This window comes from Amycolatopsis anabasis (assembly GCF_009765355.1).
Taxonomy (GTDB): domain Bacteria; phylum Actinomycetota; class Actinomycetes; order Mycobacteriales; family Pseudonocardiaceae; genus Amycolatopsis; species Amycolatopsis anabasis.
Window position 1 is genome coordinate 20,074 of the sequence record NZ_VTHK01000028.1, and the last position, 25,263, is coordinate 45,336.

Consider the following 25,263-nt stretch of genomic DNA (forward strand, 5'->3'; position numbering starts at 1 on the left):
TGCGGGCCGATCGAACTCGGCGGGCACCCTACCAACCCGCCGCGGCCACGCTAGTTGACATTATCGCTATCGCGCCTACCCTCGTCTATGGAGAGTCAACACTTGTAGTCGATTTGCTCGACTCGATGCAGGTCGGGGCGCTGCTGCCGAGGGCAAAATACTCCGGATGGGCGAGCCCGCCTCGGGGGTCAGTTCGACAGCGCGCCGTCCTGCTCGGCGTGAAGGCAAGGGGAGTTCGACGACGGCGAGGGGAGGCGCTGGAGTGCTGAGGAAAGACCCGCTGGGCGACCGGTTCGTCTCGCACGTCGCTGCACCGACCCGCGCGCAACCGGCGTCGGCGAGTGCTACAGCAGGAATGCCCCAGGACCCGCGTGGCATCGACACGTACGCGAACGCCCTGGCGGCGCGCGCCGTGGCGGTAGCCCCGAAGGTAAGCCCGGCGGACCGGGATGCCGCGGTCGAGGCAGGACTGCTGGCCGAGGCCCAGGCGACCGCCGATCACCGAGACGAGGATGCCGCCGACCTCGCCAGCCGCGATATGCGGGTCGGGGAGAACGTGGCTGAGCGCACCGCCCACTCCGCGGATACCGTCTCGCGCCAACATCCGCGCCTCGACCTTCCCGGCCCTGCTGACTGGTCTCGGTTCGGCGTTGTCGTGCCGGTGCTGGCGGCGTCACCAGGAGCAGGCGCCACCGTTGCGGCCACCGTACTGGCGGATGTGCTTCAACTCGCCGCCAGGTCGGTGCTGATGGTCGACACCGACGATCCCGCTCGATCCGGGCTCAACCGCGCGGCCCGAACCGATGGGCCACAGGCGCTTGGTCCGCACCCGGCGGTGCGGATCCGATTCTCTTGGCGCGCGCAGGCCGTGCTCGCCCGCGCCGAAACATCCCTGCCGGTACTGGCGCCGGGGATGCTGCCGCCACCCCGATTCTGGCAGCCCGGAAATCGGGTGATCGATGTGACCGTGGTTGACGTTGGACACGACCCGTGGCGTGTGACGGCGCACCCGCTTGCGGGGGCTGGGGCGTGGCTACGAACCGGAAAGCCTTCTCCCGAACCGATTCTGGTGGTTCGACCGACGATCCCCGCGCTGGTCCACGCGGAACAGGTCCTGGCTCGCCTTGAGCCGTGGGTGCGGCTCGGCACCGTTACCCCGCCTGCCCAGCTGATCGTCGTGGGTGCGAAACGGTGGCCTACCGGCGTCCCTGGAACAGCTGGGCGCCGGTTACAACGCCTACTTCCCGACGCGGTGTTTCTGCCGCATGACCCCGAGATCGCACTGTCCGGAATCACGGCGGCGGTCACCCCGCCCAAGCTGCGGTCCGCAGTTGGTGACCTGGCGCGACGCTTGCGTCTGCTACCCGAGTCTGAGCCCTCCCCAGGAAAAGTCTCCAGCCGCTTGCGGCGGGGACGACGAAGGGGAGACAACCATGATCGACATTACGTCGCCTCCGATGAGGACACGTCGAGGGCCTCGCAGTTCTAGACACAAAGGATGGTGCGCTCGCGGTGTGAACAACACCGCGAATCGCGCGACGGTGCACCCGCCGACCATCCTGGCGGGCTCGGAATCGTGTGTCCACATGACATAGAGCAGCCAACCTCGCCACGAAAGTTCGTGGCGTAACAGCGCATCCTCTCGTCCAACCAAGACCATCGCACTCGGGCTGTGTCCAAACGGCCGAGGCGCACCAAATTCAGCAAGCCCTCCCACTCCAGTTGCCCGACGCGTTGCGCGTCGGGCCAGGGAAGGGGAGCGGCGATGCTCGCACATACCCTGGCGGACTGGCTGGCCCAGATCCCTAACCCCAGTCCGGTCGAGCCTCCGGGAGCACCACGCATCCTAGGGGTGCTGAACAACGCCAAATGGGGTGCCGGTGTGGCGCTCATCCTGGGCTTCTTCATCGGCCTGATCGTCTGGGCCGGCGGGAGATGGGTCGACCACCACCGCGCCGGGAAGATCGGCGTCGTCATGATGCTGTGCGCCGTCGGTGGCGCGATCTTGTACGGCATCGGCTGGACGCTCATCAACGGATTCGCGAGCGGCTGAGCCATGATGGATCCCCTCACCGACCAGCGCTCGCGCCGCCGCGCCGGAGTCCGGCTCGGCACCATTGTGATCACAGTGGTCGCGCTCGCCGGAATCGTGGCCGCACTCCTCGTCGCGCGGAGCGTGACAGCACCCCCGAGAAGTTCCCCACAACCACAACCTAGTACCGCCCCGGTCCCGATCGAACCAGGATGGGATACCGCTGCGGAAGCAGCGCTTGCAGCGCACCCCATGCTGTCTCTCCCGCTCGAGGCCGCTCAACCCCAGGAGCTGACGACACAAACCGCCGGCCCGGACATCTCCATACCCGCACCGTCCACAGTGGTCGGACGCTGGATACCCGATGGGTTCCCGAGCACCCCGGAGGGTGCCCTCGCACAACTCAAGGCCATCAACGAAGTGGGCTCCCACGGTGGTGACCCCACCACCTATGCCCGCGCCTACACCGAATCGGCCATGCCAGGCGCGCCCAGCGTCGACGGCAGCGGCCTGCACAGGCTGCTGAGCCGATTCCGCACTCGCGCAGGAATCCCTGCAGGACAACCGAAACCCGGACTGACGGTCAGCTACGAGGTCACCCACGGGGTGGTCAAGGGAACGACGGACGGCGGCCGCTACACCGTGGTCTGCACCCTCGGCCAGCTGTCCTTCGACTTCCAAGGTCAGACAACAACCTTCGGTGTGGGCGACTGCCAAGCGATGCGCTGGACAGGCGCGGCCTGGCGAATCAGCCGCGGTCCTCGCGCAGCGTACGCACCTCTGGCGTGGCCGGGCAGCCTTCCCTCGGTGCAGGCGGGCTATCGCGCGCTGACCGGAGGTGGTGGGCGATGAACCCGATCCTTCCCGATCCGTCCGGTCTGCTCGACATGCTCGGCATGCTTGACTCGCTGGGCGACGCTGCCGGATCGGCGATTGCAGACGTGGCCAACGGTGTACTTGAGCCCATCATGCGCGGTATTTGGGACGGCGCACTGTGGATCCTTCGGGAAGCCTTCAAGCTCGCCGACAACTTCTCGATCTTCACGGTGTCCACGACCGAGGGCCCGGTCTCCATCCTGTGGCCGATGATGCTGTGGATCAGCGGCGTCCTCGGATTAGGCTTGTTCTTCTGGCAGATCATCATCACCACCCTGCGCGGCGGCCGTGGCTTCACCCGGCTCGTGGGCGGCCCGTTCCAGTACGGAGTGGCACTCGCCGTCACCGTCGGCTTGGTGGGTGGGTTCCTCGCGAGCGCAGACGGCCTGACCACGGCAATACTCGATTACTCGTTGCACGCACGAAACTTCAACGACGCGCTCAACATGACCGGGTTCACGGACGCGGTCTCGGACGGGGTCAAAGCCGTCGTGCTGGGCCTCGCCGGTCTGTTCGGCGTCGTGCCAGCCGGCCTGGGCTACGTCGTGGAAATGCTATTCCGCGAAGCGGCCATCTACGTCCTCGTCGCCACAACCCCCTTGACCGCGGCAGGGTTGTTGGCCAACGTCACAGCAATCTGGTTCTGGCGTGTCGTTCGATGGTTACTCGCCGCCATCGCGATGAAACCGGTTCTCGCGCTCACTCTGGTGCTTGGTATCGCCATCGCCGGTGGCGCACAAGGACTTTCAGGCTTACTCGCCGGAGTCGGAGTGCTGCTGGTGTCGCTGTGCGTTCCCTTGGTGCTGTTCAAACTGTTCGCTTTCGTCGACCCCAACACCGACGCTGGCGCGGCCTTCCGGGACAAACTGCACGACGCGGGCCTGGATTCCTACGGCGCCAACAGCATCGCGGGCCGCGCTGGACAAGCCGCCTGGAACAAGGCGTTCGGCAACAAAGATGACGATGAGGACGACTCGGCGGGCGCGGACCAGGAGCAGGCAAACACCGACCGCTTCGACCAGGCCGCAGATGACGGCGACGAGGCCCTGGAGTCGTCGGGTGTCGGCGAGGACAACGAAGCCGACAGCGAAAGTGGAGATTCCGGTGCCGGTGGGGCGAAACCCCGACCCGAGGCTGAGAACGGGGACGCCGGGGCCAACGCAGGCAGCGGGGACGAGGAGATCTCACCAGCCGCGGCCGACAGCGATCCACCGGATGACCACGACGGCGGGGACGGCGGGGACGACGACCCGGGACCACCCGAGCCACCGGGCGGCGGTGGGGGCACTACCCCACCAGACCCCGACGGAGGGCCGAAGTCCGGTGGTGGAGGTGGCGGTGGTCCTTCGGATGCGGAGATCGAGGAAGCGGCGGTGGTCGCATGACCACGAACATCCGCATCTACAAGGGACTATCCCGCCGCGAGCACGCCGGATGGGTCCTGGGCCTGCGTCCCGGACAGGCGTTCGTCTGCATTCTGCTTGCCGTGCCGGTGGTGATGGCGCTGGCGGCAGGGAACTTGATTGAGGCCCTGATGCTGACGGCAATATGCGGGCCGGTGGCGGGCCTCGTTGTCATCCCGGTCAGGGGCCGACCGGCAGTCCGATGGCTCGGCCACCTGGCGCTGTTTCAGGTCGGCATGGTGTTCGGTTGGTCGCGTTGGCAGTCCAACGTCGCGGGAGGCCGCGCGGTCGACCCTGATGAGCCCGACCTGCCTGGTGTGCTGACGCGGCTCCGGTTCCCCGATGGTCCACCTCTGCGTGACGCGGGACGCGTGTGTCTGATCCACGACACCGGCGAGGGCCGCTGGGGTGCGACCGCCCGCCTGACGCACGGCGGCGTCGGGATGCTCTCGGATGCCCAGTGCGAAAGGCTGGCGAACCGGCTGGGAAACCTTTTGCTGTCGATCGGGCACCGCGACGTGATCGACCGCATGTCCTTGCTGGTGCGTACAGTGCCCGATGATGGCGCCGAGTACGAGGCGTGGCGTCACCGCAACGAGAGCGCGGATGCACCTGAACTGGCGCGCCGGGCAACCACCGAGCTCGACCGCACCGTAGGCGCGGTATCCGTCCGCCACGAAGTCTTCGTGACCTTGAGCGGGACCGAAGAAGCGCTGCGCAAGCCGGCGACGGCAGCGGGCGGGGGCATCGCGGGACGTGCGGCCGCCTTGTACCGGGTGCTGGACGGCTTGGAAGACAAGCTCAAGGCGCTCGGTGCGCAGAGCGTGAAATGGCTGTCTGGAGGCGAACTGGCCGAAGCCATCCGGACAGGCTTCAATCCGGCGAGTGCGGCAGTATTGGCGGCGCGGCACCATTCGGATCGCTCCGATTCCTCTCGCGGTGTCGCGTGGGCAACCGCGGGTCCGACTCATGCGCCGACCCCGACCGGGCGGGCCTATCACCACGACGGGTTCGCCACGGTCTCGTACTCGGTCTTGATGCCCGAAGCCGGCACGGTCTTCGGTTCATTGGGCGCCTTGCTCGCGGTGAAGACCGCGGGGGAACGACGCAGTCTGGCGATCCACTACGAGACCCTGTCGCAGCGGCGAGCACGCAGCGCGGTACGCGGCAACCGATTCCGCGCTGGTGTCGTGCGCGACTGGAAATCGTCCAAGGGATTCAACAGCACAGCCGCTGACGCCCGCGAAGCAGGCGGGGCCCGAGCGCAAGAAAAAGCAGTCGCTGCCGGACACGGGATCGTGCGCTTCGCCGTGGCGACAGCGGTCACCGTCCCCTCCAGCTGGAACTTGGAGGACCACGCAGCTCGCGTCGAGAACGACATCGCCGGTCGATTCCAGCTGCTACGCATGGAACTCGCCCAAGACTCCTCGTTCGTGGCCGCCGTCCTTCCGGTCGGCATCGGGCTACCGAGACTGCGGGGAGGTGGCCTGTGAGCCCGCGCGCAGCACAGCCGGAACGGTCCGCCGCCGAACTGTTATCGACGTTCGGTGCGGCACCTGGTGCCAAACGGCCCCAGAAGCCGCCACGCCCACGCAAGGAACGGCTCAACCATCCCGTGGCGCCTCGCCGCGGGCGCGCTCGGCCTGGGCAGGGTTGGTCACCGGTGCACCCACCGTTGACGGTGTATCAGGCCAGCACTCACGAGATCGGCGGACTCTTCCCGCTGCTTTCGGCAAGTCCGATACCGGCAGTTGGGGCCAGGATTGGCTACGACGTCCTGTCCGGAGGAGCTTTCTACTGCCACCCGGTCGAGTTCGTGCTCCGAGGAATCTGCACCAACCCGAACATCGTCGTCTTCGGAGAGCCCGGAAAAGGCAAATCTTCGACGGTGGTCGCGTTCCTGTTGCGCATGATGCTGTTCGGGGTACGCACGCTGATCAGCGGCGATGTGAAAGGCGAATACACCCCACTGCTCAGGGCGCTGGGAATCACACCGATCATGCTGGGCCGGGGCAGTCACGCCCGGCTCAACGCTCTGGACCTCGGCCCGCTCGCCGCGCGATGGGACAGCTGGCCGGTGGCACGGCAGCGGGAAGAACTCGACGGTGTTCTCGGACGTTGGGTCCAACTGCTGGTGGCCCTCGCCGAAGCTCAAGGCTACACGCCCACAGTCACCGACGAGGCCGTGCTCTCAGCCGTCCTGCGCCGACTCGTTGGCGCCACAGACGGCTACACCAAGCTGCGGCCCATCACGATCCCCGACGTGCAACGGGAACTCGCCAACCCTGCCAGTTCGCTGTGGACGGACATGCGGTTCGCCGATCGTCGGCACTTCCTCGACCACTTGCGCTCGATCACCGACGCACTGGCGAATCTGATCTCCGGGCCCCTGGCCGGCCTCTTCGACGAGCCAACGAACTTCACACTCGACTGGGACGCTCCCGTGCAGAGCATGGACCTGTCCCGCCTGCGCTCCCGCGGCGACCAAGCAGTCGCCGTTGGGCTGACCTGCTTGGGCTCGTGGTCGTCGATGGTGACCGACCTCCAGGAGGACGGAGACCTCCGCATCGTCGTGCGCGACGAGATCTGGCGGCAAATGCGGTTGGGGTTACGTGCCGTGCAGGCCGTGGACAGCGAGCTGCGACTGTCCCGCGCGGAACGCAAGATCCAGATTCTGGTGAGCCACAAACCGTCGGATTTCCTGTCCGTCGGAAGCACCGGCTCGCAGGAAGTCGCGATCGCCAAGGACCTGCTGGCCCTGTGTTCCACCCGAATCCTGTTCGGACAGTCGACAAGGGTCGCCGACCAGCTCGCAGATGATTTGGCACTGTCCGAAAAGGAACAGCAAGTCACGACCGGATGGGCGAACGACCGGCAAGGCCGCGCGCTGTGGAAGCTGGAGAACCGCACCGGGTTCAAGGTCCAGACCGTGCTCAGCCGTGTCGAAAAGCGATTGTTCGACACGAACGCACAGCTCCGCAAACCTCCGGTCATCACATAGGTGTGCGATGGAACCCGCCAGCAGCAATGCTATCGCCGGAGTCGCCGCCGCGCTGGCTGCGGTGGTTGCAGTGCCCGTGGCGGCACTCTCGATCGCGGTTGCCGCCGTTACCACTGGCTCCGTGGTCGAACTGGGCGGATGCGACCAGGGTGGCGGCGCCGGAGGCGGCAGCGTCCTGGTCGACCAGCAGAGAGTCGGCGCGAGCGAGATGGACATCGCGCGCACGATCGTCGATGTCGTTCAACAGCGCCGACTTCCGCGCAAGGCCGCAGTGCTCGCGGTCGCCACCGCGATGGTTGAGTCCGGCTTGCGGAACCTGAACTACGGTGACCGAGACAGCCTCGGTGTGTTCCAGCAACGCCCGAGCCAAGGTTGGGGAACAGCAGAGCAGATCCTCAATCCCGTCTATGCCACTAACAAGTTCCTTGACAGCCTGTTGAGCATTCCCGGCTGGGACACGATGGAGCCGGGCAAGGCTGAGCAAGCGGTTCAACGCAGCGGCTTCCCCGACCGATACGCCCCGAAGGAACCCCAGGCCGCCGACATCGTGGCGAAGTTCTGGACCGGCCCCGACAATCCGGCGCCACCACCGGTCGACGGCAATCCTGGCAACGGTGCACAACAGGTCAGTGCGAAGACAGGATGCAGCGACCGCGGCGGCTCTAACATCCCCGTCGACCCAGGGAAGGTCGATCCGGCCAAGCTCCCGCCCGGCTACACCTTGCCAACCAACCCACGGCAAGCGGCCGCAGTGTCCTTCGCCCTTGCACAACTCGGCAAACCCTATGTATGGGGCGGAAAAGGACCCAACTCGTACGACTGCTCTGGGCTCATGCTCGCGGCGTGGGCGACCGCGGGCGTCGGCATCCCCGCAGGAACAGCAAGCCAGATCCATGCCGGACATGCGGTCCCGAACCTCGGCCAGGCCCAGCCAGGGGACCTCTTGTTCATACCAGGCGCGAACGGCTCCGCGCGCAACCCCGGTCACGTCGGCATGTACGCGGGGCACGGCCTGATCGTCAACGCCTACGACGAGTCCAAAGGCATCATCCTCGAGCCGCTATCCGCCTGGGCAAACCAGATCGTGGCGATCCGCAGGGTCGCCGAACCCAGCACTGTAGGTTCCCATGATTGATTGCGGATTCCCACCTACTTTGCGTCGGTCGTGCGGTCTCGCAAGGTTGATGGGAACGCGTTGGCGTGTCGGCGACCTACCAAAGACCTGGAGCCGCAGGTCGACGTGGGTCCGCCGATCTCGACCTCCTTCTGCCCATCGCGACGGACACCGCGCCGCGGTCCACGAACTTGGGACGATCTCGGAGAAACCGCAAGAACGGTGGGAATCCAGCGACGCAAAACTGTCGGGAACCAACATGGTCAACCCAGGTCATCGCACGCCGCGCCGCAAACAAACACGGGAACCTACAAGCACGCCCTCCCCGGCACCGGGAGGGAGCCCGCAAGCATGAGCACACAAGCCATGTCCGTGCTGCCTTCCCCGCATCGGGAGGGAGCACAACGACATGCCTCGCAAGCGCACGGATTCGCTGAGCCTGGACCGCGATGTCACCCTGATGGCCTTGCTCGTCGCCGCCTTGGCGGCACTGTGCGGCTTCGGTGCCGCACTGACGGTCGCGGCCGTCGCCATGACCGGGTTCCACACGGGATCGTGGGTGTGGCCTGACTTCTCCGATTGGTTGCCGACCGCTGTCAGGATCGTGCTGCATCCCGGCGATCCGAGCGCCGGTCTCGCGGCACCGTGGTCGACCGGATTGGCCGGCCACGCGGTGGGGTTCTGGCTCCTGTTCGGCGCGGAGTTCCTGCTCGTCGCGGGCGCGGTCACCGTGGTTGCCGTGCCGGGCTGGCGGCGGCTCGGTCCTACGGACGCCGGGCACGCATCACGCCGCGACATGCGCCGCGCGCTCTCGCCGAGGGCGGCCAGAGCAACCGCGCAGTGGACGCGCGCCGATCTATCAAAGGCAGAGCGCCGCAAGGCCCCACTGACAGAGGTTTCGGTACCACTACACCGAGGCCCCAACAAGCAGACCTTGGTGACGTCCCTGGAGACGCCGACCGGCACGATCGCCCCCACCCGGTCAGGGAAATCGCGCACTGATTTGGTGCACAAGGCACTCACGGCTCCCGGAGCCTTGCTCACGTCGACCACCAAGGACGACCTCGCCGAATGGTGCTTGCTGGCGCGCACCCGCCGCGCGGATGCCGGGCCGGTGTGGCTCATCGACGCCACGAACACGGTGCCGTGGCCCGCTAAGGCGCGGTGGTCCCCGGTGGTCGGCTGCCACGATCCGGCGGTCGCACTGCGCCGCGCGGAAACGCTGATCGAGGCGTCCTCACTGGGACTCGAAGACATTGGCGGCAACGACAAGGTATTCCGCGGCAGGGCCACGATCGTGCTGCAGGCGTACTTGCTCGCCGCCGCTCTGCACCACCGCACGATCGTCGACCTGGTGGGTTGGTCCATCACCAAGCCCCCCGACCAAGAACCCGTCGAGCTGCTGCGCCCCACGCATCCTGAGCTGGCCCACAACCTGCGCTCGGAGATCGGGATGGTGGCCGAAACCTCGGATGCGGTGTGGATGTCGGTGCGCCGCGCCATCGAGCCGTTCATGAACCCCGCGATCCGGCACTTCGCCACCCCAGGCCCAGGAGAAGAACTGGACATCGATGACTTCCTTACCCGCCAGGGAAGTCTGTTCGTCATCGCCGGGGAACACCAAGCACCACAAGCCCGTCCGGTACTGACCGCGCTGACCGAACAGATCCTCACCACCGCCCAGGACCGGGCACTCCAGCAAACTCGGCGGCGCCTCGAGCCCCCGACGACCGCGATCCTTGACGAGCTCTACGCCGGAACCCCGGTGCCACGGCTTCCCGCCATCATCGCCGACTCGGCCGGCCGTGGCGTGCTTATCCACTGGTCAGCCCAGTCCCGTTCCCAGCTCGACGAACTCTATGGCGAACCCGGACGGCTCCAGCTGATCGACAACACCCTGACCTTGACGGTCTTTCCCGGGTTGAAGGACGACAAGACCCTCGAATGGCTCTCGACGCTGTCCGGCCAGCACCGGCGGCGCACCTACCAGCATCACAGCGACGGCATGCTCGGTCCGGGCCGCTCGGCGATCGGCACCGAGACCGTTCCGACCTACCGGGCCGGCGATATCCGCACCCTCGACCGCGGCCGGGTACTGATCCTGCACGGCAACCTGCTGCCCATCCTCGGACGCACCGTCGACGTCGAACAACGGCCCGACTGGCAGCAATTGAGCGCTGACGTCGCCGCGATCCGCAGCGGAAACCTCGCCGTCACCACGGACGGCTACCGACGCGCCCTGCCATTCGCAGACGCCGCGCACAGTACGCGGACGGAGGCGGGCCCGGTATGAGCGACGACGACGAGATCTCGATCCCGGCCAGCGGTAGTGAGCCCGAGGAGGCACCTACCGGACGCTCCCGTGCCGAGTTGGACGGCATGATCGAAACCCTGTGGAACCGGGTGCAGGCTCAGCAGGCACAGATCGACCGGCTGCAGAAGAAGATCACGGCTCTCGAGGACGACCAGGAGGACAACCCGCGGCTGGCTCGGTGGCTGCCCTTCCCGCCACCACCAGCGGCGGAAGACAAGCAATACCGCGGCGAGTCCCCACTCTTCACGATCGGCCATTTCGTGCAGTACTACAACGCCGTCTACGTCGGCAAACCCGGTACCCGCGCGGTCGCCATCCCGGACTGCTGGCTCGAACACCCCGCCCTGATCGCCGAACTCGCCACCCTGACCTACACCTGGCGCGCCGCGCACATAGGGAAGAGCGCCTCCGCGCGCGACGCGCAGTACTGGCACGACCGGTGGCGAGTCGGGTTCGCCGAACGACTCGCCACCGAATGGGTCCACCCGCACTGCCTCACCGATGGGCACAAAGTCGCGGGCGCGACACCGCTCATCGACCGGTACACCCTTGAACAGCAGGAGCGAGCCCAGGCGCAGGATGGGTCCGCTAATCCGAGCGCGCCGCACGGCGACGAGCATGTACAGGCCGAGTCCTAGCCGCTCTACGGCACGCGCTGCCCAACTCGGCGTGGCGTCGTAAGAGCGTGTTTGAGAAGGATCGGCGTGTCTGCGTGACTCACCCGCCGTGTGATTAACTCCGGGCGAGTGGCACGACGCAGCCGGTACCCCTCACACCAGCGACGAGCAGTGGGCTCTGATCGAGCCGCTGCTGCCGGAGGTGAAGACCGGAGGCCGGCCGGAGTAGCATCCCCGCCGCGCGTTGGTGGACGCGATCCTCTATGTGGTGCGCGCCGGATGCGCGTGACGGCAACTGCCGACCGACTTCCCGCAGATCCTCCCGGTGGTGCGTGAACAGCTGCGGATCGCCGAAGGCCGTAACCCGCAGCCCAGCGCAGGGCTGATCGACTCTCAGACGGTGAAGGGTGCCGACACTGTCGGGCTGCTGCGCCCCGCGGTCAGAATGTGGCGATCGGGTTGATCGGGCTGCCGGACGTACCGGCGAAGCGGACCGGCGCGACTGCGAGGTGGAAGTCCCACTGGCCGAGCTCGGTAGCCGTCGTCGCGCAGACCTCCAGGTCGCAGTTGTCGAGCATCCACAGACCCATCGCGACGAGGCTCACGGCGTGAACCGGCATCAACACGTCTTCGTACCCTGACGGCTGAACGTCCTGGGGGGTGTCAGCGCCGATCAGCGCGACCTCCCGTTCATGCAGCCACGGCAGGCAGGACGCGTGCCAGCCGGCCTGCGTGAAACCGCTGGCCTCACCGGTCTCGTGCCGGAAGCGGCCATAGCCGGTCCGCAGGAGTACCGCATCGCCGGATCGCACCCGCACACCCTGGCGACGCTCGGCCTCCTCGAGATCGTCGGGAAACACACCCTGCCCGGGTTCCAACCACGGCACATCGCGGACCCTCGCGATGTCCAGCAGGACACCACGCGTGAGGATCCCGTTCGCCGCCGCCGTGACGGCCGCCCACGCCGATCCCGTTGCGGCGTCGACCAACGAGTGCGACCGCCCGTTGTACATCGTGCCGTCCCAGAAGATGTGGCACGGCGAGTCGACGTGGGTGATGGTGTTGCCGTGGAACATGATGCCGAGCCGCTCGTTCGAAAAGCCCCAGCGCCGGTCGTTGTGGAAGTGCGCCGGCATGTGCTCGGCGCCCGGCATGTCGGCGGCGCACGGGCACGTCGTCGTCGACCGCTCCATGTCTTCCGGTACGGCAACCTCCCATGCGCACGACACGCTCCTGCCGTGGCGCACGGCCCGCGCCGCCGCCAGCCGGACGTCGTCGGTGATGTGGTTCAGAGTGCCGAGCTCGTCGTCGTCGCCCCACCGTCCCCAGTTCGACAGCGTGTCGAAGTACCCGAGCACGTCGTCCTGTGTGGGCATCGGTCGCCCTGCCGTCATCCCCAGCTCGACTCCTCCGGTCACGCGGTTCGAGGCAGTATCCCTGACCAGTGGAGGCTCGTCGTCGTCGGCATAGCATCTCTGCCTGCTCCAGGGTAATGATGTCGTTCAGTCGTCGAGGTCCGGAAGCCAGCCTTCGGGATGCCATGTGTTGGGCGCAGCTTCGGGCGCAGGCCGGTAGGGCAGATAGATTCGCTTCGACGGGTCGACGCGTCCTCCGTGAATGAGAGCGCCCTCGGTGCTGCGGAGCCACCGTTCGCCGTTTCCGTCGCGGAACGATGCACCAACGCAGCTCTCACCGTAGGTGATCTTCCGTAGTCGCGTGCGTTCTGCGATGTCGGTACCACTGGAGGCTTGATTGACCTTATCCTCCACCATGAAGGACAGCAGGTTGTTGGCGTCTTCGAGCACCTCTGGGCTGCTCGTTGGTCCGAGATCGCCGATTGAGATTGAGTGCTGCCGCTTTCCTCTGAATCCGACGACGACCTCCACGCCATACACCGGGAGAGAACTGGTGTTGTGGTACTTCACCTGGGGTATCTCGTCGCCGCGATCAATCCAGATCCCGAACCGCGCAGCAAGGTCCCTGTGCCGGTCGTTCGTCAACTGACGAAGCTGCTCGTTCTGGACAACGTTGGTTCGTCGGTTGACGAGGTACGCGCGGTACGCGACGATCGCGGCCACCATGGCGAGCAACGCCGAGACCGCAGCCGGGGAAGGCGGCCACCAGTCTGTCCATGGATCATTCATGGGGGCCCGGACAACGATGGGCGTCGATTCAGCGATGCTTGGCATGGTTACCGCTTCCTGGCTAGCCTTCCTGGTGGCTGAATAACTCCGATTACTGCTCGTTTCGAGGTAGTGCCATCGTGTCATCTACTTTGCCGATAAGGCGGCGACGTCTCTGATCGACGACATCCACCTTAATGTCCCGTCATGCTTGCGTATCCACGTTCGGCCGTTTCCGTCGGTGAACTGAATTTCGAGGTACAGGACGTAGAGGTCTTTACGATTGGCTTCACGTCCAACATGGGCTGACTCGTCTCGGGCAGCGGTGGCGAGAAACTCGACAAGGGCTTCGCGTGCCGCTGGCAGCGTGGCTGGCTCGCGGGTTGGCCCCAGTGTGCCGCAAATCAACGGTTTACTGCGATGAGTTGTTCTGCTGGCCAGACCACCCACGTAGAAGGTGACAATCACGTGGTAGACAGGCTGGGCTGCCGCGTTGTGATAGATAACGTCGTCAGGCTCGGCGTATACATCTGTCGCCCAGAGGCCAAACTTTGACGCGAGCTCGGCTTCTTTATCTTGCTCAAGGTGTCGAACTTGTAAGGTTTGGGCCCGATAGGACTTCAACGCCACGCGCCCGGCCGCCAGGGCGACGGCCAGCGCGCCGAAGGCTGCGGTTGCGGACCACAGGTTCGAGAGGGAGCTGACCTTCTCAACCAGCCGCGCGTTGGACGCCATGACGTCTTGCGCCGTGAGGAACAGGACGGAGCCGACGGCCAGGATCAAGACGGTGCCCACGAGCACCAGGGCGACACGTCTCATGAATTTGACCGGCCGTCAATCTCGAATATCTCGAAAATCTCTTCGCCAACGTAGAGCTCCGCCTTGTTCAATGCCTTGTTTCGAGTGTGCTCGTCGATCTCGCTGAGCGTGCCGTTCGCGGCCCGTCGCCAATGGATTCCGTTCGCGTCGACGAAGTACACAGTCAGTTCCATCGACGATGTGAATGCGCCATAGCTACCTACCTGAACAGGTTCCTCGTCCCTGTGGTGCGCTTCGTGTATCGCGCGAAGGATCTCGTCGACCTGAGCACGGACTGACGCGGATGCCTCTTCCAGGACCTGGGGGTCTTCGCCGGGCGGCAGCGTTCCCAGCATCACCAAAGATTGGGTGTCATCCTCACGGGGGTTCTGCCGTGAGGAAACTACGTGCACGTCGTGTACTGGTTGTACGGAGGTGTTGATGTATACGACCTCGCCGGTGTCGGAATCGAACCAGAGACCGAATTTCGAGGCTAGCTCCTTGTGCTTGTCGGCGGCTTGAACCTGGTACGTGCGCCACGCTGCCCGTGCTGCGAGGAAGGCAGCGATGGCGGCGGCTATCGCCAGCAGCGCCGACACCGTGGAAGCGAAGGCGCTGACGACGTCGGTCCACTTGGGGGCTTCGGCGGCGACCATCACAGATCCGGAGGCTACCGGGCACCGAGGAGAGCGCCCCATGGCATCGCGAAGATGTCGACTACCGCGCCGAGGCATCGGATCATATCTGGCAAATCGTCACTCTCGGTGTAGCTTGCCACCCGTCAGCTAGGGCCCTTTTGGTTACTTGTCGTTTAGATTGTTGATCGTCGGCAAGGCGGTTGTCACATCTGATGACAGCGGTTACGAGGTGACGGGGTCAGCTCGGCCCTCCTCGATGAAGTCACGCCACTGCTCTAATCCCAGACGAGCGCCGGTGGCGTTGAGTTCCCATGTGCTGCGACGCGCGGTTGCTGAGACCGGGTTTCTCGGATTGGGTGCGTGACCGAGTCGTGGTCCCCGATCGGGTCGTGCCGGTGTGGGTATCGTGCTTGGCATGTCCCATCCGGATCCGCGGGTTGCCGCGCTGATCGAGACGAATCCGCACCTGGACGCCGACGAGTTGGTGTCGGCGTTTGAGCTGTGCAGCGAGCCTGGTGACCAGGTGCGTCGGTACGAGGAGGCGGAGCGGCAGGCGCATGATCTGATCGGTGCATGGCTCGCCCACACGGGTGCGCGTCATTACTCAGGTGACCAGGACCTGCCAGAACAGACGGGCAGCTCACGCGAGGTGTTCTTGCGCGCGGCTGGCATCGACCGGGGCCTGGTCGACGACAAGGGACGCCCCGAAGCCGTGCTCCCGTTGCAGGTTCTGATCGAACTGCTGGAAGACCTGACGGTGCAGTTGGCGGCCCGTGGCGGAGCGCCGCTGGAAACCCATCATGACTATGTCCGCCAGCGGCTTGCGATGGACGCTGCGTACCGTGCCTTCCACGGTATCCCGTAGCGGCACCCTCACGACCTGGCCGCGATCAGTGGCCGTCCACGGGGAAGTCCACTGGCCACTGACAGCCGTCAGCTCGACGTAGGCGCCTCAGTAGCCGAGACCACTGTGCAGGTCGTCGCCGTGGCCCTCGTGGAGATCATCGAGTTCGTCTTCGGCTTCATCCCGGCGTGCGGCGTGGCGGGCTTCGTCGTCTTCGCGCAGGTTCTCGGCCTGGGCAGCGACACCACTGCTGAACTCGGCGTTGAGCGCGTCCATGGTGTCGCGGCGAGATTCGACGGTGAGCATGGCGTCGGACTCGACGTCTTCGCGGTCTGGCGTGGTCATCAGCTGCCTCCACTGGTTGTTGATCTCTCGCCAGGCTTGGGCCTTGGGCCCGTTGCCGGCTGGTTGTGCACCGAGCGGGGAGGCAGCATCGGTGGTGGTGATCCCGTACGTTTCACGATACGCCGCAGCCAACGTCACGGTCTGGTCCCAGCGTTGCGCGAGGGCGGGATCCTCGGGCCGCGTGCCGAGCCGGGAAGCCCAGCGAGGCTGGTCACGAACGACCTGCTCGCGAAGCTGATCGGTCCTTGCCGTGATCTCGGCGTTGAGTGCGTCGAGCCGGTCGAGCGCACCGCGGTAATCACCGGGGCGGCCGAAGTCGGGCACGGCCTGCCACGGCAGCATCCGCTGGTGGCCTTCACCCTGGTCGAGACGGCGGGTGAGCTCGCCGACGAGCGCTTCCCCGGTTCGCCGGTAGTCGCCGTCGCGGCCGCCGGTGGTGTCGGTCGCGAGCGTGCGGACGGCGTCGGTGAGTGCCGCATCGGCGTCGAGTCCGGTGGTGGCTCCCCCTGCGGCGTGACGCCACACGATTCCCCACTGCTCGCTGGTCACCTGAGCATCGGGCAGGTGCCGGGCGACGATGTGGCGCCAGCGGGTGACCTCATCTTCAGTGGGGGCGCCGATCCGCGCGGGCGGTTGGCGGTCACGGGTGTAGGCAGAGACCCGCTTCGCGAGCACCGCGGCCGGGTCGTCGGCCCAGCTGAACCCGGTGTCGTCAGTGACCTTGCGGACCAGACGTTCGGCCTGCCAACCGTCATCTTGGGCACGACTGAGCGCGGCGAGCGCGGCCGGCTCGGCACCGGCGTTGATGGCGCCGGGCACGTGGCGGGCAAGAACATCGAGAAAGCGGTCCTCGTCCCCGTCACGGGCGAGGGTGTCGTATCGGCGCACCAGCACGTTCAAGGGCTCACTGGTGTAGCGATCGCGCAGCTGCTCGAACTCGGCGAACACCTCCTCGAGTTGTTCCTCGCTTGCGTTTTCGGCGGGTTTCGGCGCTTGCTCGGCAGGTTCGGGTGGACCGGCCAGGTGGTTCCAGCGGTTGGTGAGGGCGTGCCAGGCATGTGCTTTGGCGCCCTGGCTGTCCGGTTTCTCGCCGAGCGGGGCGGCGGGATCGTCGCCGACGATATGGAAGGTTTCACGGTAGGCGGCGACGAGTCCCACGAGGTCGTCCCATTCCTCGGCCGCGATCGGATTGTCCGGGCGGGGACCGATTTTGGCCGTCCACACCGGTGGCTTCCGGATGGCGGCCGCGCGCAGTTCCTCGACCCGGGAGGCGATCGCGGTGTTCATGTCGTGCAGGTACTGGGTGTGGCCGGGGTGGTGGCGGGCGGCGGCGAAGTCGGGGCGGGCCAGCCATGGGATGGCGGGGCGATGTGCTTCGCCCCGGTCGGCACGGCGGTCCAGTTCGGCAGCCAGCGCTGCGTCGGCGTACTGGTGGTCGGGCATCGGGTCGGGCCCGTCGGGGCGGGCAGCGAGCTGATGGGCTACCACGGTCAGGGCGGCGTCGACGTCGAAACCGACGGCGAGCGCGCCGGCCGCGCGCTGCCAGACGCGTTGCCACTGCGGGTCTTCCACGGCCGCGTTCGGGGCGATCGCATCGAAGATGCCGCGCCAGCGGGCGACGTCGGCGCGCTGCGATGGGGCTGTCGGCGCGGGTGGGGCGTGGCGTTGAAGATGCTTGGCGATACGGGATTGCAGGACCGCTCCGGGGTCGTCGGCCTTGGCCAGGGAGCTGCGGCCGAGCGCGGCGGTGACGAGGTGATCCGGTTCCCAACCGAGGTCGTGGGCGTTGCGCAGGGTTTGGATCAGCGCCGGCTCGCTGTCCAGGTCGACCGTCGCGGGAGCCCGGCGTGCGAGCACGGCGCGGTAGCGGTCGTCGTCGCGATAGGTGGCGGTGTAGTTGTAGCGCAAGACCAGCGTGCCCAGTGAGACCGCTTCGTCCTGCTTGGCGCGCAGCGTCTCGGTCGCCGACACCTCGGCGCCGGAATGGTTGAGCACACCGGTGAGCACGGCTTCCGGTGTCTGGGGCTCGGGGGTTTCCTGATGCTGATCGATGACGTGGTGATGGGTGATCACGTACAAGAAGTTCTTGAGCATCGCGCGGGTGATGCCTGGGTAGAGCTGTTCGCGCGTCATGGTCGGCGGCACCAGCAGGTGTGCGTTCCCGGTCGAGGTCATGCCCTGCACACGGTTGACCGTGGCCGCATAGGCGAGCTCGACGTGCGCCTTCACGTAGCCCGCGGGCAGGGTGATCGTGCCCTTGTGGACGCGGTGTTGCACGGTGATCTTCCCGGAGCGGTGCACGGACTTGACGGTCCAGACGTCACCGTTCTTCACGAAGTCCCGGCCACCAAACAGCGACAGCAGACGCTGGTTGTGGCGGGTGACGACCCAGTCCCCGACCCCGGCGGTGGTCGCGTCGTGCAGATCGACCTCGCGGCCGCGGGTCAGATCACCTCGGCGTAGCCGGAGTTCGCGCGCTTCGAGATTGAGAGCGACGGTGTCCTCATTGGTCGGCACGATGAGCAGGGACTGCACACCACGGTCGAGGTCGGCGCGCCACCCGGCGTGCGCAGCGTCGCGCATGGTCTCCAGAGACCCGTCCTCAACGCGGTTGTTCTTGAGGTAGTACTTCAGTCCACGGGTGTCGCCGTCGCGGATCTGTAGCGACGCGGCCGCCTGATTCCTGCGGTCTGGGCCTTGGAACCGCACGATTTCCTGGAAGCGCAAGGCTCCGACGTCGTGGGAGATGAGCCGGATCGCGCCGCCCGCCTCGACGGCGGCGAGCTGGGCGTCGTCGCCGATGAGCCGCACGTCGGCGCCCTTGCGCAGGGCGTATTTGACTACGGCGTGCAGGGTATGGGTGCCGGCCATGGCGGCCTCGTCGATGATGACCAGGTCTCCGGCCTCCATCGGAAACGCACGATGCGCGAACCCCAAGCGTTGCGTGGTGGTCAGCTGGTGCAGGGTGTGCGGCTTCGCGCCGATCGCGGCACCCAGTTCCTGAGCGGCGCGGGCGGACGGACCGAAGGCATAGACCCGGTGCCCGGTGCGCCGCCACGCGGTGGCCAGCACCTTCATGGCGGTGGTCTTGCCCGCTCCAGCGGGCGCCAACGCGAGTTGAAGGCGGCGGCCGGAGCGGGCGAACTCGCGCACCATGCGCTCCTGCCCCGCGTTGAGCTTCTTCCCCGCGAGCGCCTTGTCCACGGTGTCAGTGCGCAACCGGTGTCCGCCACGGCGGCGCGCCCACGCGACCAGATCCCCCTCCGCGGCCAAGGTGGCGGTGGTGGTGTAGCGGATGGAACGGCGTTCGACAAACACGGATTCGCCGTCTCGACGCCGCAGCGAGGCCGGTTCCTCGACCGCGACCGGGCCGGTGAGCGCTAACGTGTCGGGTTCGGCGAGCACCGCGGCGACCACGTCATCGATGAGCTGCTCGCGCTTGTCGGCGGGCACCACCAGGTGGGCGGATTGGCGGTGTGCCTCGGCGGCCAGGTTCCACCAAGAGAAGTGGCTGTAGTTGTCGGAGACAATCGCGCGGGTCGTGCGGGCGAGCGCCATGACGTCGACCGGCTCGTGCTCGTCCGAGCCCGTGAGGAAGACACGCCGACCGAGCACGTCGAGGACGCTCGGGGCAACGACCTGATGGGCGTACTCCCGCCACGCGCGCACGTGCTCCGATAGCGTCTTCGGAGGTTGCTTGCCGGGCCGGTTGTCGTACTGCGCCTGGCGGTCGATGGCGAAGATTTCCTTCGGCGTCGGCTCGCGGCCATGCTTGTCCCGGAACTCCACGATCCGTTTCGCACGAGCTGCCTCGAACTGCCGGTGCCGCTGGGAGAACGCCTTCACCAGCTCCACCGGAACCCCGGCGAGCTGCCACACCGGCCGCTTGAGATCCACACCCTCGGCGCCACGCAGAACCCACGAGGCGCCCTGTTCCCGGAACAGATCACGCAACCGCGAATCGAAGTACTCGCTCGCGGTCACGGTCGCGGCCATGATGGTGCGACCATCCAACGCGGTCCACTGGTCGTCATCAGAGCGCTGCACCTTGGACGAGATCAGCGCGTGGATATGCAGATGCGGGTCGGAGGCGCGGGAATCCCAGTGCTCGAACAACGCCGCGGTGATGCCGTTGACATCGACCTGGGCCTCACCCAGGTTCCCACGCCGGGTGAACGACGCATTCCGTTCCACATAGGACAATGCGTCCCGCGCGGCTTGGCGCACCAGCCCAGCGATCAGTTCACGTTCCTCCGGCCGCGCCATGGCCCAGGCGATCGAGACGGACTTGTCCGGCGCGAACACCATCTCGAACCCCGACACCGCGGACTTCAAACTGCTTTTCTGCTCAGCCAGCCACTTCCGCAACTCCTTGTCATCGGCCGGATCCCGGCCCTCGTTGGCTTCTTTGAACGCCTGCACCTGAACGCCATGCCGCAGCCGGGTGCGGACCTCGGCGGAAATGGGTGCACCGACAGGGCGGCCGTGTTCGCGGTTATAGTCCTTGTACGCCTGGCTGACCTTGCTGCGCATGTGGTCCAGCGCCGAGTACTGCGGGAACCGCCGGCCCAGGCGCGTGGCCCGGAGAGCTTCCTCGGCGGTCGCGCCGTTGGCGATCTCCTCCGCCTCGATCGCATCGGCGTTCGGATGCCTGCCCTCGCCGTAAAGCGCGTTCATCTGGGCAGGGGTGACTTCGCCGGCGAGTCCTAAAGCCTCCGCGCCGGCGCCAAACCATTGGCCTGCCGGGTAACCACGGGAGAGGTAGTAGTCACTTAACAGCTCGCCGGGCTCGAGCCGACGGTCGCGATCTGCGCACGCAACCGTATTCGTGAGATACTCATGACCACCAGGGCTCAGCTTGCGCAAGCCCATCACTGACCTCCACCGTACGCCGAAAATCCGGCGACGCCCACCCGGTTCAGATGATCTGCAAGATGTGCTGTGTGCGGGGGAGGGTGGGGTAGAGGTGAGGCGGGGGCGGTGGTGTGGCAGGCAGGGCGGGGCGCGGCTGGGCGGTGGTGTGGTGCGGGGGTGGCGTGCGGGCTGGGGTGGGCTGGTAGGTGGGTGGTGTGGGGATGGCTCGCGCGGTTGCGCCGTTCGCGCGCGTTGCGCGCGAACGGCGCACGAAAAAGCGGCCGCCGGTCGGTGACCGGCGGCCGCTTCGGTGGTGCGGTGGGCTAGCGCTGGCTGAGGTGTGAGAGTTCGCGACGGATGGCGTCGGCGGGGACCACTTCGGACACGGTGCCCTGCTCGGTGGTTGCCCACTGCGCGTGTCGGGTCAGCAGCTCGCGCAGGTAGGCGGCGACCGGCGCGGGCGCGTCGGTCGGGATGGCGTCGGCCTCGCTGAGGTGACGGTCAATCTCGGTGAGGATCTCGTCAAAGGTGCGCACGATGGCGACTCCTGGCGGAAAGGGGGCAGGGCACCCCGTGCGAGGTGCCCTGCCCTGTGGGCGGTGAGGCTAGGCGACGGCGGCGAGTTCTCGCGTCGGCGCGGTGGTGCGCAACGGCGGCGCGTTGCGCTCGCGGCACTGTTCGCAACGGCCGTCCGTGTTCGGGCCGCGCTGCTCGGTCGGCGTGCGCTCCAAGTTGCACGCGGAGCACAACGCGCGCGGGTCAATCCCGCGCAGAGAGGCGCGCTCGTAGTCCTCAATGGTCACTTCGCGCCCGGTGAGGTCCGTTTCGCGGTCGCGGGTGTCGTCCAGGTCAAGCTGTCGCTTGCGCTGTCCCTCGTAGGCGTCCACGGCGCGCTCATCCTTGCGGACCCTGCCTGCGCTGGGGATCGCGTGAATGATCTCTCGATACTGCTCGTCGTACTGGGCTTCGACTTCACCGACGGTGTACGGCGCGCGGGCGCGCTGCTCGGTGGTTTCCTGCTTGGGTGCGGCGGGTGTTGCGGTGGTGTGCTCGGCGGGCGTGGGGCGCTGCGCTGCTTCGGCTTCACGGCGGCACGGATCCGAGCAGTACGGGAGTTCGGGAGTCTCCGGCATCGGGCCGTCGCAGCCGTCGCACCGGTGGACGTCGCCGGACTCGGCTTCGCGCTGCTGCTGGCGTTTGGCGGCGCGGCGGCGCGCAATGGTGGCGCGCTCCTTGCTGGCGTAGATGCATGCCGTGAGCAACGCGCGGTGGTCGTCGTCCAGGCGCGGCCACAACTGGTAGCCGGTCTGGATGGCGTCCACGATCGTCGGGTGCGTGGCGCTGGGGTTCTTGAGCAGGGACGCGCACACGGTGAACGCGTCGCGGCGCTGCCCTTGGGTAGCGGCGTTCAACCAGCGCAACCCGTTCAGCGCGTGCGAGATGCGCGGCGGGTTCTCCCGCAGCATGGCGGTAACGTCGGCTACCTCGGTTACCGCGACAGCTCGGCGGGTCTCGCTGGTGTAGACGCACCGGTGGAACAATTCGCGCTCGCGGTCGCCGTAGCTGTCCCACTCGGCGTGTGCGGTGCTGACGGCGTGCAACACGTCGGCGGTGATCGCCTGGTCCGTGTTGAGCAGTGCGGCGCACGCGGACAGGATCGCGGGCGGGTTCTCTCCGCTGCGCTCGAATACGCGGCGCAACTCGGTGAGGGCGGACCGGACGCGCGGCGGTTCCGCCTGCAAAGCGGAAACAATCAGGTCCACGCTCTTACGGTGCTTTTTCTGAATGGTCGAAACCATGATTAGTGATCCTTACGTGATATTGGTTGTGGCTCTCGGGTTTGCCGTCCCGATTGCCTTACGGGATCGATACTAGTGCGTGTTTTGGCTGGTCACAACCCATATTGGGGATAATTTGCGCCAATTTACGGGCTTATGAGATGTGCAATAGAGCGGGACGGAAGAAGTCGCATAGCTGCTCTGTTTTCCTTGTTCTGGTGGCTCTCAGATGGCTGTTTCGCTGGTTCTGGCGTGCTGCTCTGCTGAATTGAAGGTGACCCCCTGCTGAGTGGGGAATGGGTGGCCCCGAAGCAACCAGGGGCAGGCCCCCGGCCTGCCCCTTAACGCCTGTCCTAGGGAGCGAGGGGACCCGAATGCAAGGACGCCGAAGGCGCCGCGAAGCGGTCGAAGATCCTTGTATTTGGGGTAGCGACCGTACAATTTCGGGGCCACCCATTCCCCGCGGACGCGACGTGTGCGCGGAAGGTGCCCACCGTGGCGCGGAACCGGAGCGAGTGCTCGGCGAGTGGGCTCCACGATGTTGACCGGTCGCGCAGCAGCGGTCAGCAGCCGCTACGCTGGGAGACAGCGCCCCGTAGGGCCCACGTGAGCCCGGTTGGCGGGGCGTGAGCGGGCCGCCGCGGCTTTTGCCGGTCATCGCCTCGGCGGTGACAGCCCTTCGGGGCTGGCGCGGCGGCACCGCGTCCCCTCCTCTCCCCGAGTGCGGTCTTGATTCGCCGCACAGATCTGGCCGCGACATACCTGCCCGGCTACCGCGGCGATATAGATGGCGCGGCGGGTAACCTCGGCGACAGGACCGCAGCCCTCCCCAGCGGGGAGGTTCGGCATGGCCGAGAAGAAGACGACCAGGCCACGGCGGCGGCGTCGGTCGACGGCGACGCTGGAGCGGCTGGAGGCCGCGCGGGAGCGCCGTGCGGAGCAGCTGGAGCGGGAGCGGGAGAACGAGCGCCGCGTAGACGAGGCGCTCGGTCCGTTCGCCGAGGCGGCGACGGCGATCGAGGCTGTGGAACGCAAGCGGGATGACCGCCTGGGCGCGCTGGAGAGCCAACTCGAACGCAAGCTGGCGGAGCTGGAGCGGCAGAGGGCCGCGAAGGTCGAGGAGTACGACCGGCTCAAGGAACAGGTGCGCGCGGACGCGGACATGGAGATCGCCGACTGGCGGACGGTCATGGCCACCTCGGTGCGGCAGATCCGCAGGGCCGAGGTCAGCGTGTCGGCGACGGCGGCGATGCTGGGCATCTCGCCCAGGGCTGTGAGCGCGCTGGCCCGGGAGGGCTCAGCCGACGACGGCACACCGGAGAGCGCCGACACGGAAGCGGCGTCGGTACGCAACGCGGAAGCGGCAGGCGCGCCGGATGCGGAAGCGGACGCCGGGACGGACGCGCAACCGGTGGACACCGCGACGAGCCCGGCGGAGGCCGAGACGGTGGCCGTCGACCCGGGTGGCGGGGGCGGCGAGTTCACCGCCGAGGCCCAGGGCCCCAGCGGTTGGCCGACCGGCGTGGAAGAGTGACCAGGCTGCGCGGGCGTGTGGTGGGCGGCACCGTCGTGGTGCCGCCCACCACGCTGCCGGGGGTTCAGCGGGAGGTGGCCTGCTGGCGCGCCTTGAGCGCGGCGACCCGGCGCGCGTGCCGCTGCAGCGTGAGCCGCTTGCGCCACTGGTAGTAGACGACCATGCCCGCGACCCCGCAGCACAGCACGAACCCGACCGCCCACCGCGCGGCGGTCTGGCTGGTGGTGAGATTGGGGAACTGGCCGATGAAGATGTACCCGGGCATGGTGATCACCCCGGCGAGCACGAACCGCCTGCGACGCTGCGCCATCCGCGGCCGGATCTTGTGGCGGGTGCCGTAGGCGACGACCAGACCGGCGAGGGCGCCGAGGACGACCGCGCCGGGAAGCGCGCCGAGCATCGGGGTGTTGACGAACGCGGTGGCGATCATCGCGACGTACCCGACCGGCACCGCTCCGAGGAACACTCCGGCGCCGCTGGCCAGGATCAGGCCGAGAAAGCTGATTCCGTAGCGGGTGCTCATAGTCCGAGCGTAAAGGACGTGCACCACGTTGATGGGTGATTTTCCGACCAACGGCCGCTGCTGGCGAGGACGGGCTGGAGCCCAGGTTCCGTACTGGCGGCTAGACATCGCGCGACTCTGCTCGCGTGGTGACCGCGGTGACGACGGCGCACCATTCCCGGCCGGTGAACGTGGCCGGGTCGGGGTGCGCGGTGAGCATGACCCAGTGGTCACCTTCGGGCTGGGGCACGGTGTGCAGCCAGGTGTCCTGGCCGGGCTCGGGGTAGTGCGAGGGCACGACTAGGCCGTGATCGGCGAGGTAGGTGGCGACGTCGATGAGGTGCCTGCGGTGCACGAGTCCGCGGTAGCGGTCCAGTTCGCGGTCGGTGGAGCCGCCGGTGCCGTCGTCGACGACCTGGTAGTCGATGGTGCACACGGTCAGGATGTAGTGCCTCATGATCACCTCCTGAGATCAGAAGAAAGCCGCCCC

The 25,263-nt window shown here is 67.0% G+C and carries 20 protein-coding genes and 1 pseudogene; 12 read left to right on the top strand and 9 right to left on the bottom strand.

Annotated elements, in window-relative coordinates; translation table 11 throughout:
* The first annotated feature begins 262 nt into the window (after nucleotides 1–262).
* From FXO23_RS50835 to FXO23_RS52720, 10 genes and pseudogenes are all read left to right on the top strand, one after another.
* Nucleotides 263–1,489 carry a hypothetical protein gene (locus tag FXO23_RS50835; protein ID WP_179956924.1) on the top strand — a complete coding sequence of 409 codons (1,227 nt, stop codon included), beginning with the start codon at nucleotides 263–265 and terminating at the stop codon, nucleotides 1,487–1,489.
* Nucleotides 1,490–1,765: 276 nt separating this feature from the next.
* Nucleotides 1,766–2,053 (top strand): hypothetical protein, encoded by a 288-nt coding sequence (locus FXO23_RS30830; RefSeq protein WP_246258076.1) that lies wholly within the window; start codon nucleotides 1,766–1,768, stop codon nucleotides 2,051–2,053.
* Between the two features lie 3 nt (nucleotides 2,054–2,056).
* Nucleotides 2,057–2,884, top strand: a complete 828-nt coding sequence (locus tag FXO23_RS30835) for a hypothetical protein (RefSeq protein ID WP_246258078.1) — start codon at nucleotides 2,057–2,059, stop codon at nucleotides 2,882–2,884.
* Nucleotides 2,881–4,293, top strand: coding sequence for a TrbL/VirB6 family protein (locus FXO23_RS30840; RefSeq protein WP_158889007.1), 1,413 nt, complete (start codon nucleotides 2,881–2,883; stop codon nucleotides 4,291–4,293). The genes FXO23_RS30835 and FXO23_RS30840 overlap by 4 nt, the downstream gene beginning before the upstream one ends.
* Nucleotides 4,290–5,804, top strand: coding sequence for an SCO6880 family protein (locus tag FXO23_RS30845; protein ID WP_158889008.1), 1,515 nt, complete (start codon nucleotides 4,290–4,292; stop codon nucleotides 5,802–5,804). Before FXO23_RS30840 ends, FXO23_RS30845 begins: the two co-directional genes overlap by 4 nt.
* 188 nt (nucleotides 5,805–5,992) lie before the next feature.
* Nucleotides 5,993–7,312: an ATP-binding protein gene (locus FXO23_RS30850; RefSeq protein ID WP_246258107.1), complete on the top strand. Its 1,320-nt coding sequence runs from the start codon at nucleotides 5,993–5,995 to the stop codon at nucleotides 7,310–7,312.
* A gap of 7 nt (nucleotides 7,313–7,319) precedes the next feature.
* Entirely contained in the window at nucleotides 7,320–8,447 is a 1,128-nt protein-coding gene (locus FXO23_RS30855) for a C40 family peptidase (RefSeq protein ID WP_158889010.1), read from the top strand.
* Nucleotides 8,448–8,835: 388 nt separating this feature from the next.
* The gene (locus FXO23_RS30860) at nucleotides 8,836–10,719 is read left to right on the top strand and encodes a type IV secretory system conjugative DNA transfer family protein (protein ID WP_158889011.1); all 1,884 of its coding nucleotides are present in this window, start codon (nucleotides 8,836–8,838) and stop codon (nucleotides 10,717–10,719) included.
* Nucleotides 10,716–11,378, top strand: a complete 663-nt coding sequence (locus FXO23_RS30865) for a hypothetical protein (protein ID WP_158889012.1) — start codon at nucleotides 10,716–10,718, stop codon at nucleotides 11,376–11,378. Before FXO23_RS30860 ends, FXO23_RS30865 begins: the two co-directional genes overlap by 4 nt.
* Nucleotides 11,379–11,498: 120 nt before the next feature.
* Nucleotides 11,499–11,643 (top strand): annotated as a pseudogene (locus FXO23_RS52720) (transposase); the annotation flags it as partial.
* Nucleotides 11,644–11,797: 154 nt separating this feature from the next.
* On the opposite strand, the gene FXO23_RS30870 reads toward FXO23_RS52720, so the two are convergent.
* The 4 genes from FXO23_RS30870 to FXO23_RS30885 form a co-directional block, all read right to left on the bottom strand.
* On the bottom strand, nucleotides 11,798–12,733 hold the full coding sequence (locus FXO23_RS30870; RefSeq protein WP_158889013.1) for a cyclase family protein: 936 nt from the start codon (nucleotides 12,731–12,733) through the stop codon (nucleotides 11,798–11,800).
* A 126-nt stretch (nucleotides 12,734–12,859) separates the two neighbouring features.
* The gene (locus FXO23_RS30875; protein ID WP_158889014.1) at nucleotides 12,860–13,546 is read right to left on the bottom strand and encodes a hypothetical protein; all 687 of its coding nucleotides are present in this window, start codon (nucleotides 13,544–13,546) and stop codon (nucleotides 12,860–12,862) included.
* An 81-nt stretch (nucleotides 13,547–13,627) separates the two neighbouring features.
* Nucleotides 13,628–14,275: a hypothetical protein gene (locus FXO23_RS30880; protein WP_158889015.1), complete on the bottom strand. Its 648-nt coding sequence runs from the start codon at nucleotides 14,273–14,275 to the stop codon at nucleotides 13,628–13,630.
* A 20-nt stretch (nucleotides 14,276–14,295) separates the two neighbouring features.
* Complete coding sequence (locus tag FXO23_RS30885) at nucleotides 14,296–14,937, bottom strand: hypothetical protein (protein WP_158889016.1); 642 nt, start codon at nucleotides 14,935–14,937, stop codon at nucleotides 14,296–14,298.
* A gap of 394 nt (nucleotides 14,938–15,331) precedes the next feature.
* Between FXO23_RS30885 and FXO23_RS30890 the strand changes: the two genes are divergently transcribed.
* Nucleotides 15,332–15,781, top strand: coding sequence for a hypothetical protein (locus FXO23_RS30890; RefSeq protein ID WP_158889017.1), 450 nt, complete (start codon nucleotides 15,332–15,334; stop codon nucleotides 15,779–15,781).
* Nucleotides 15,782–15,868: 87 nt separating this feature from the next.
* Here FXO23_RS30890 and mobF read toward each other — a convergent pair whose 3' ends face one another.
* The 3 genes from mobF to FXO23_RS30905 form a co-directional block, all read right to left on the bottom strand.
* Nucleotides 15,869–20,977 carry a MobF family relaxase gene (gene mobF, locus FXO23_RS30895; RefSeq protein ID WP_158889018.1) on the bottom strand — a complete coding sequence of 1,703 codons (5,109 nt, stop codon included), beginning with the start codon at nucleotides 20,975–20,977 and terminating at the stop codon, nucleotides 15,869–15,871.
* 305 nt (nucleotides 20,978–21,282) lie between these two features.
* Complete coding sequence (locus FXO23_RS30900; RefSeq protein WP_158889019.1) at nucleotides 21,283–21,495, bottom strand: hypothetical protein; 213 nt, start codon at nucleotides 21,493–21,495, stop codon at nucleotides 21,283–21,285.
* A 69-nt stretch (nucleotides 21,496–21,564) separates the two neighbouring features.
* Complete coding sequence (locus FXO23_RS30905) at nucleotides 21,565–22,758, bottom strand: hypothetical protein (RefSeq protein WP_158889020.1); 1,194 nt, start codon at nucleotides 22,756–22,758, stop codon at nucleotides 21,565–21,567.
* Between the two features lie 826 nt (nucleotides 22,759–23,584).
* On the opposite strand from FXO23_RS30905, the gene FXO23_RS30910 reads away from it, so the two are divergent.
* Nucleotides 23,585–24,271 carry a hypothetical protein gene (locus FXO23_RS30910; protein ID WP_158889021.1) on the top strand — a complete coding sequence of 229 codons (687 nt, stop codon included), beginning with the start codon at nucleotides 23,585–23,587 and terminating at the stop codon, nucleotides 24,269–24,271.
* Nucleotides 24,272–24,335: 64 nt separating this feature from the next.
* On the opposite strand, the gene FXO23_RS30915 is transcribed toward FXO23_RS30910, so the two are convergent.
* Nucleotides 24,336–24,794, bottom strand: a complete 459-nt coding sequence (locus FXO23_RS30915) for a hypothetical protein (protein ID WP_158889022.1) — start codon at nucleotides 24,792–24,794, stop codon at nucleotides 24,336–24,338.
* 100 nt (nucleotides 24,795–24,894) lie between these two features.
* Nucleotides 24,895–25,230 carry a hypothetical protein gene (locus tag FXO23_RS30920; protein WP_158889023.1) on the bottom strand — a complete coding sequence of 112 codons (336 nt, stop codon included), beginning with the start codon at nucleotides 25,228–25,230 and terminating at the stop codon, nucleotides 24,895–24,897.
* Nucleotides 25,231–25,263 lie beyond the last annotated feature (33 nt).

What these genes read in the sequence shown, in the direction of transcription:
- FXO23_RS30830 (WP_246258076.1), top strand. Translation starts at nt 1,766, where the DNA reads ATGCTCGCACATACCCTGGCGGACTGGCTGGCCCAGATCCCTAACCCC.
- FXO23_RS30835 (WP_246258078.1), top strand. Translation starts at nt 2,057, where the DNA reads ATGATGGATCCCCTCACCGACCAGCGCTCGCGCCGCCGCGCCGGAGTC.
- FXO23_RS30840 (WP_158889007.1), top strand. Translation starts at nt 2,881, where the DNA reads ATGAACCCGATCCTTCCCGATCCGTCCGGTCTGCTCGACATGCTCGGC.
- FXO23_RS30845 (WP_158889008.1), top strand. Translation starts at nt 4,290, where the DNA reads ATGACCACGAACATCCGCATCTACAAGGGACTATCCCGCCGCGAGCAC.
- FXO23_RS30855 (WP_158889010.1), top strand. Translation starts at nt 7,320, where the DNA reads ATGGAACCCGCCAGCAGCAATGCTATCGCCGGAGTCGCCGCCGCGCTG.
- FXO23_RS30860 (WP_158889011.1), top strand. Translation starts at nt 8,836, where the DNA reads ATGCCTCGCAAGCGCACGGATTCGCTGAGCCTGGACCGCGATGTCACC.
- FXO23_RS30865 (WP_158889012.1), top strand. Translation starts at nt 10,716, where the DNA reads ATGAGCGACGACGACGAGATCTCGATCCCGGCCAGCGGTAGTGAGCCC.
- FXO23_RS30870 (WP_158889013.1), bottom strand. Translation starts at nt 12,733, where the DNA reads ATGCCCACACAGGACGACGTGCTCGGGTACTTCGACACGCTGTCGAAC.
- FXO23_RS30875 (WP_158889014.1), bottom strand. Translation starts at nt 13,546, where the DNA reads ATGCCAAGCATCGCTGAATCGACGCCCATCGTTGTCCGGGCCCCCATG.
- FXO23_RS30890 (WP_158889017.1), top strand. Translation starts at nt 15,332, where the DNA reads ATGTCCCATCCGGATCCGCGGGTTGCCGCGCTGATCGAGACGAATCCG.
- mobF (WP_158889018.1), bottom strand. Translation starts at nt 20,977, where the DNA reads ATGGGCTTGCGCAAGCTGAGCCCTGGTGGTCATGAGTATCTCACGAAT.
- FXO23_RS30905 (WP_158889020.1), bottom strand. Translation starts at nt 22,758, where the DNA reads ATGGTTTCGACCATTCAGAAAAAGCACCGTAAGAGCGTGGACCTGATT.
- FXO23_RS30910 (WP_158889021.1), top strand. Translation starts at nt 23,585, where the DNA reads ATGGCCGAGAAGAAGACGACCAGGCCACGGCGGCGGCGTCGGTCGACG.
- FXO23_RS30915 (WP_158889022.1), bottom strand. Translation starts at nt 24,794, where the DNA reads ATGAGCACCCGCTACGGAATCAGCTTTCTCGGCCTGATCCTGGCCAGC.
- FXO23_RS30920 (WP_158889023.1), bottom strand. Translation starts at nt 25,230, where the DNA reads ATGAGGCACTACATCCTGACCGTGTGCACCATCGACTACCAGGTCGTC.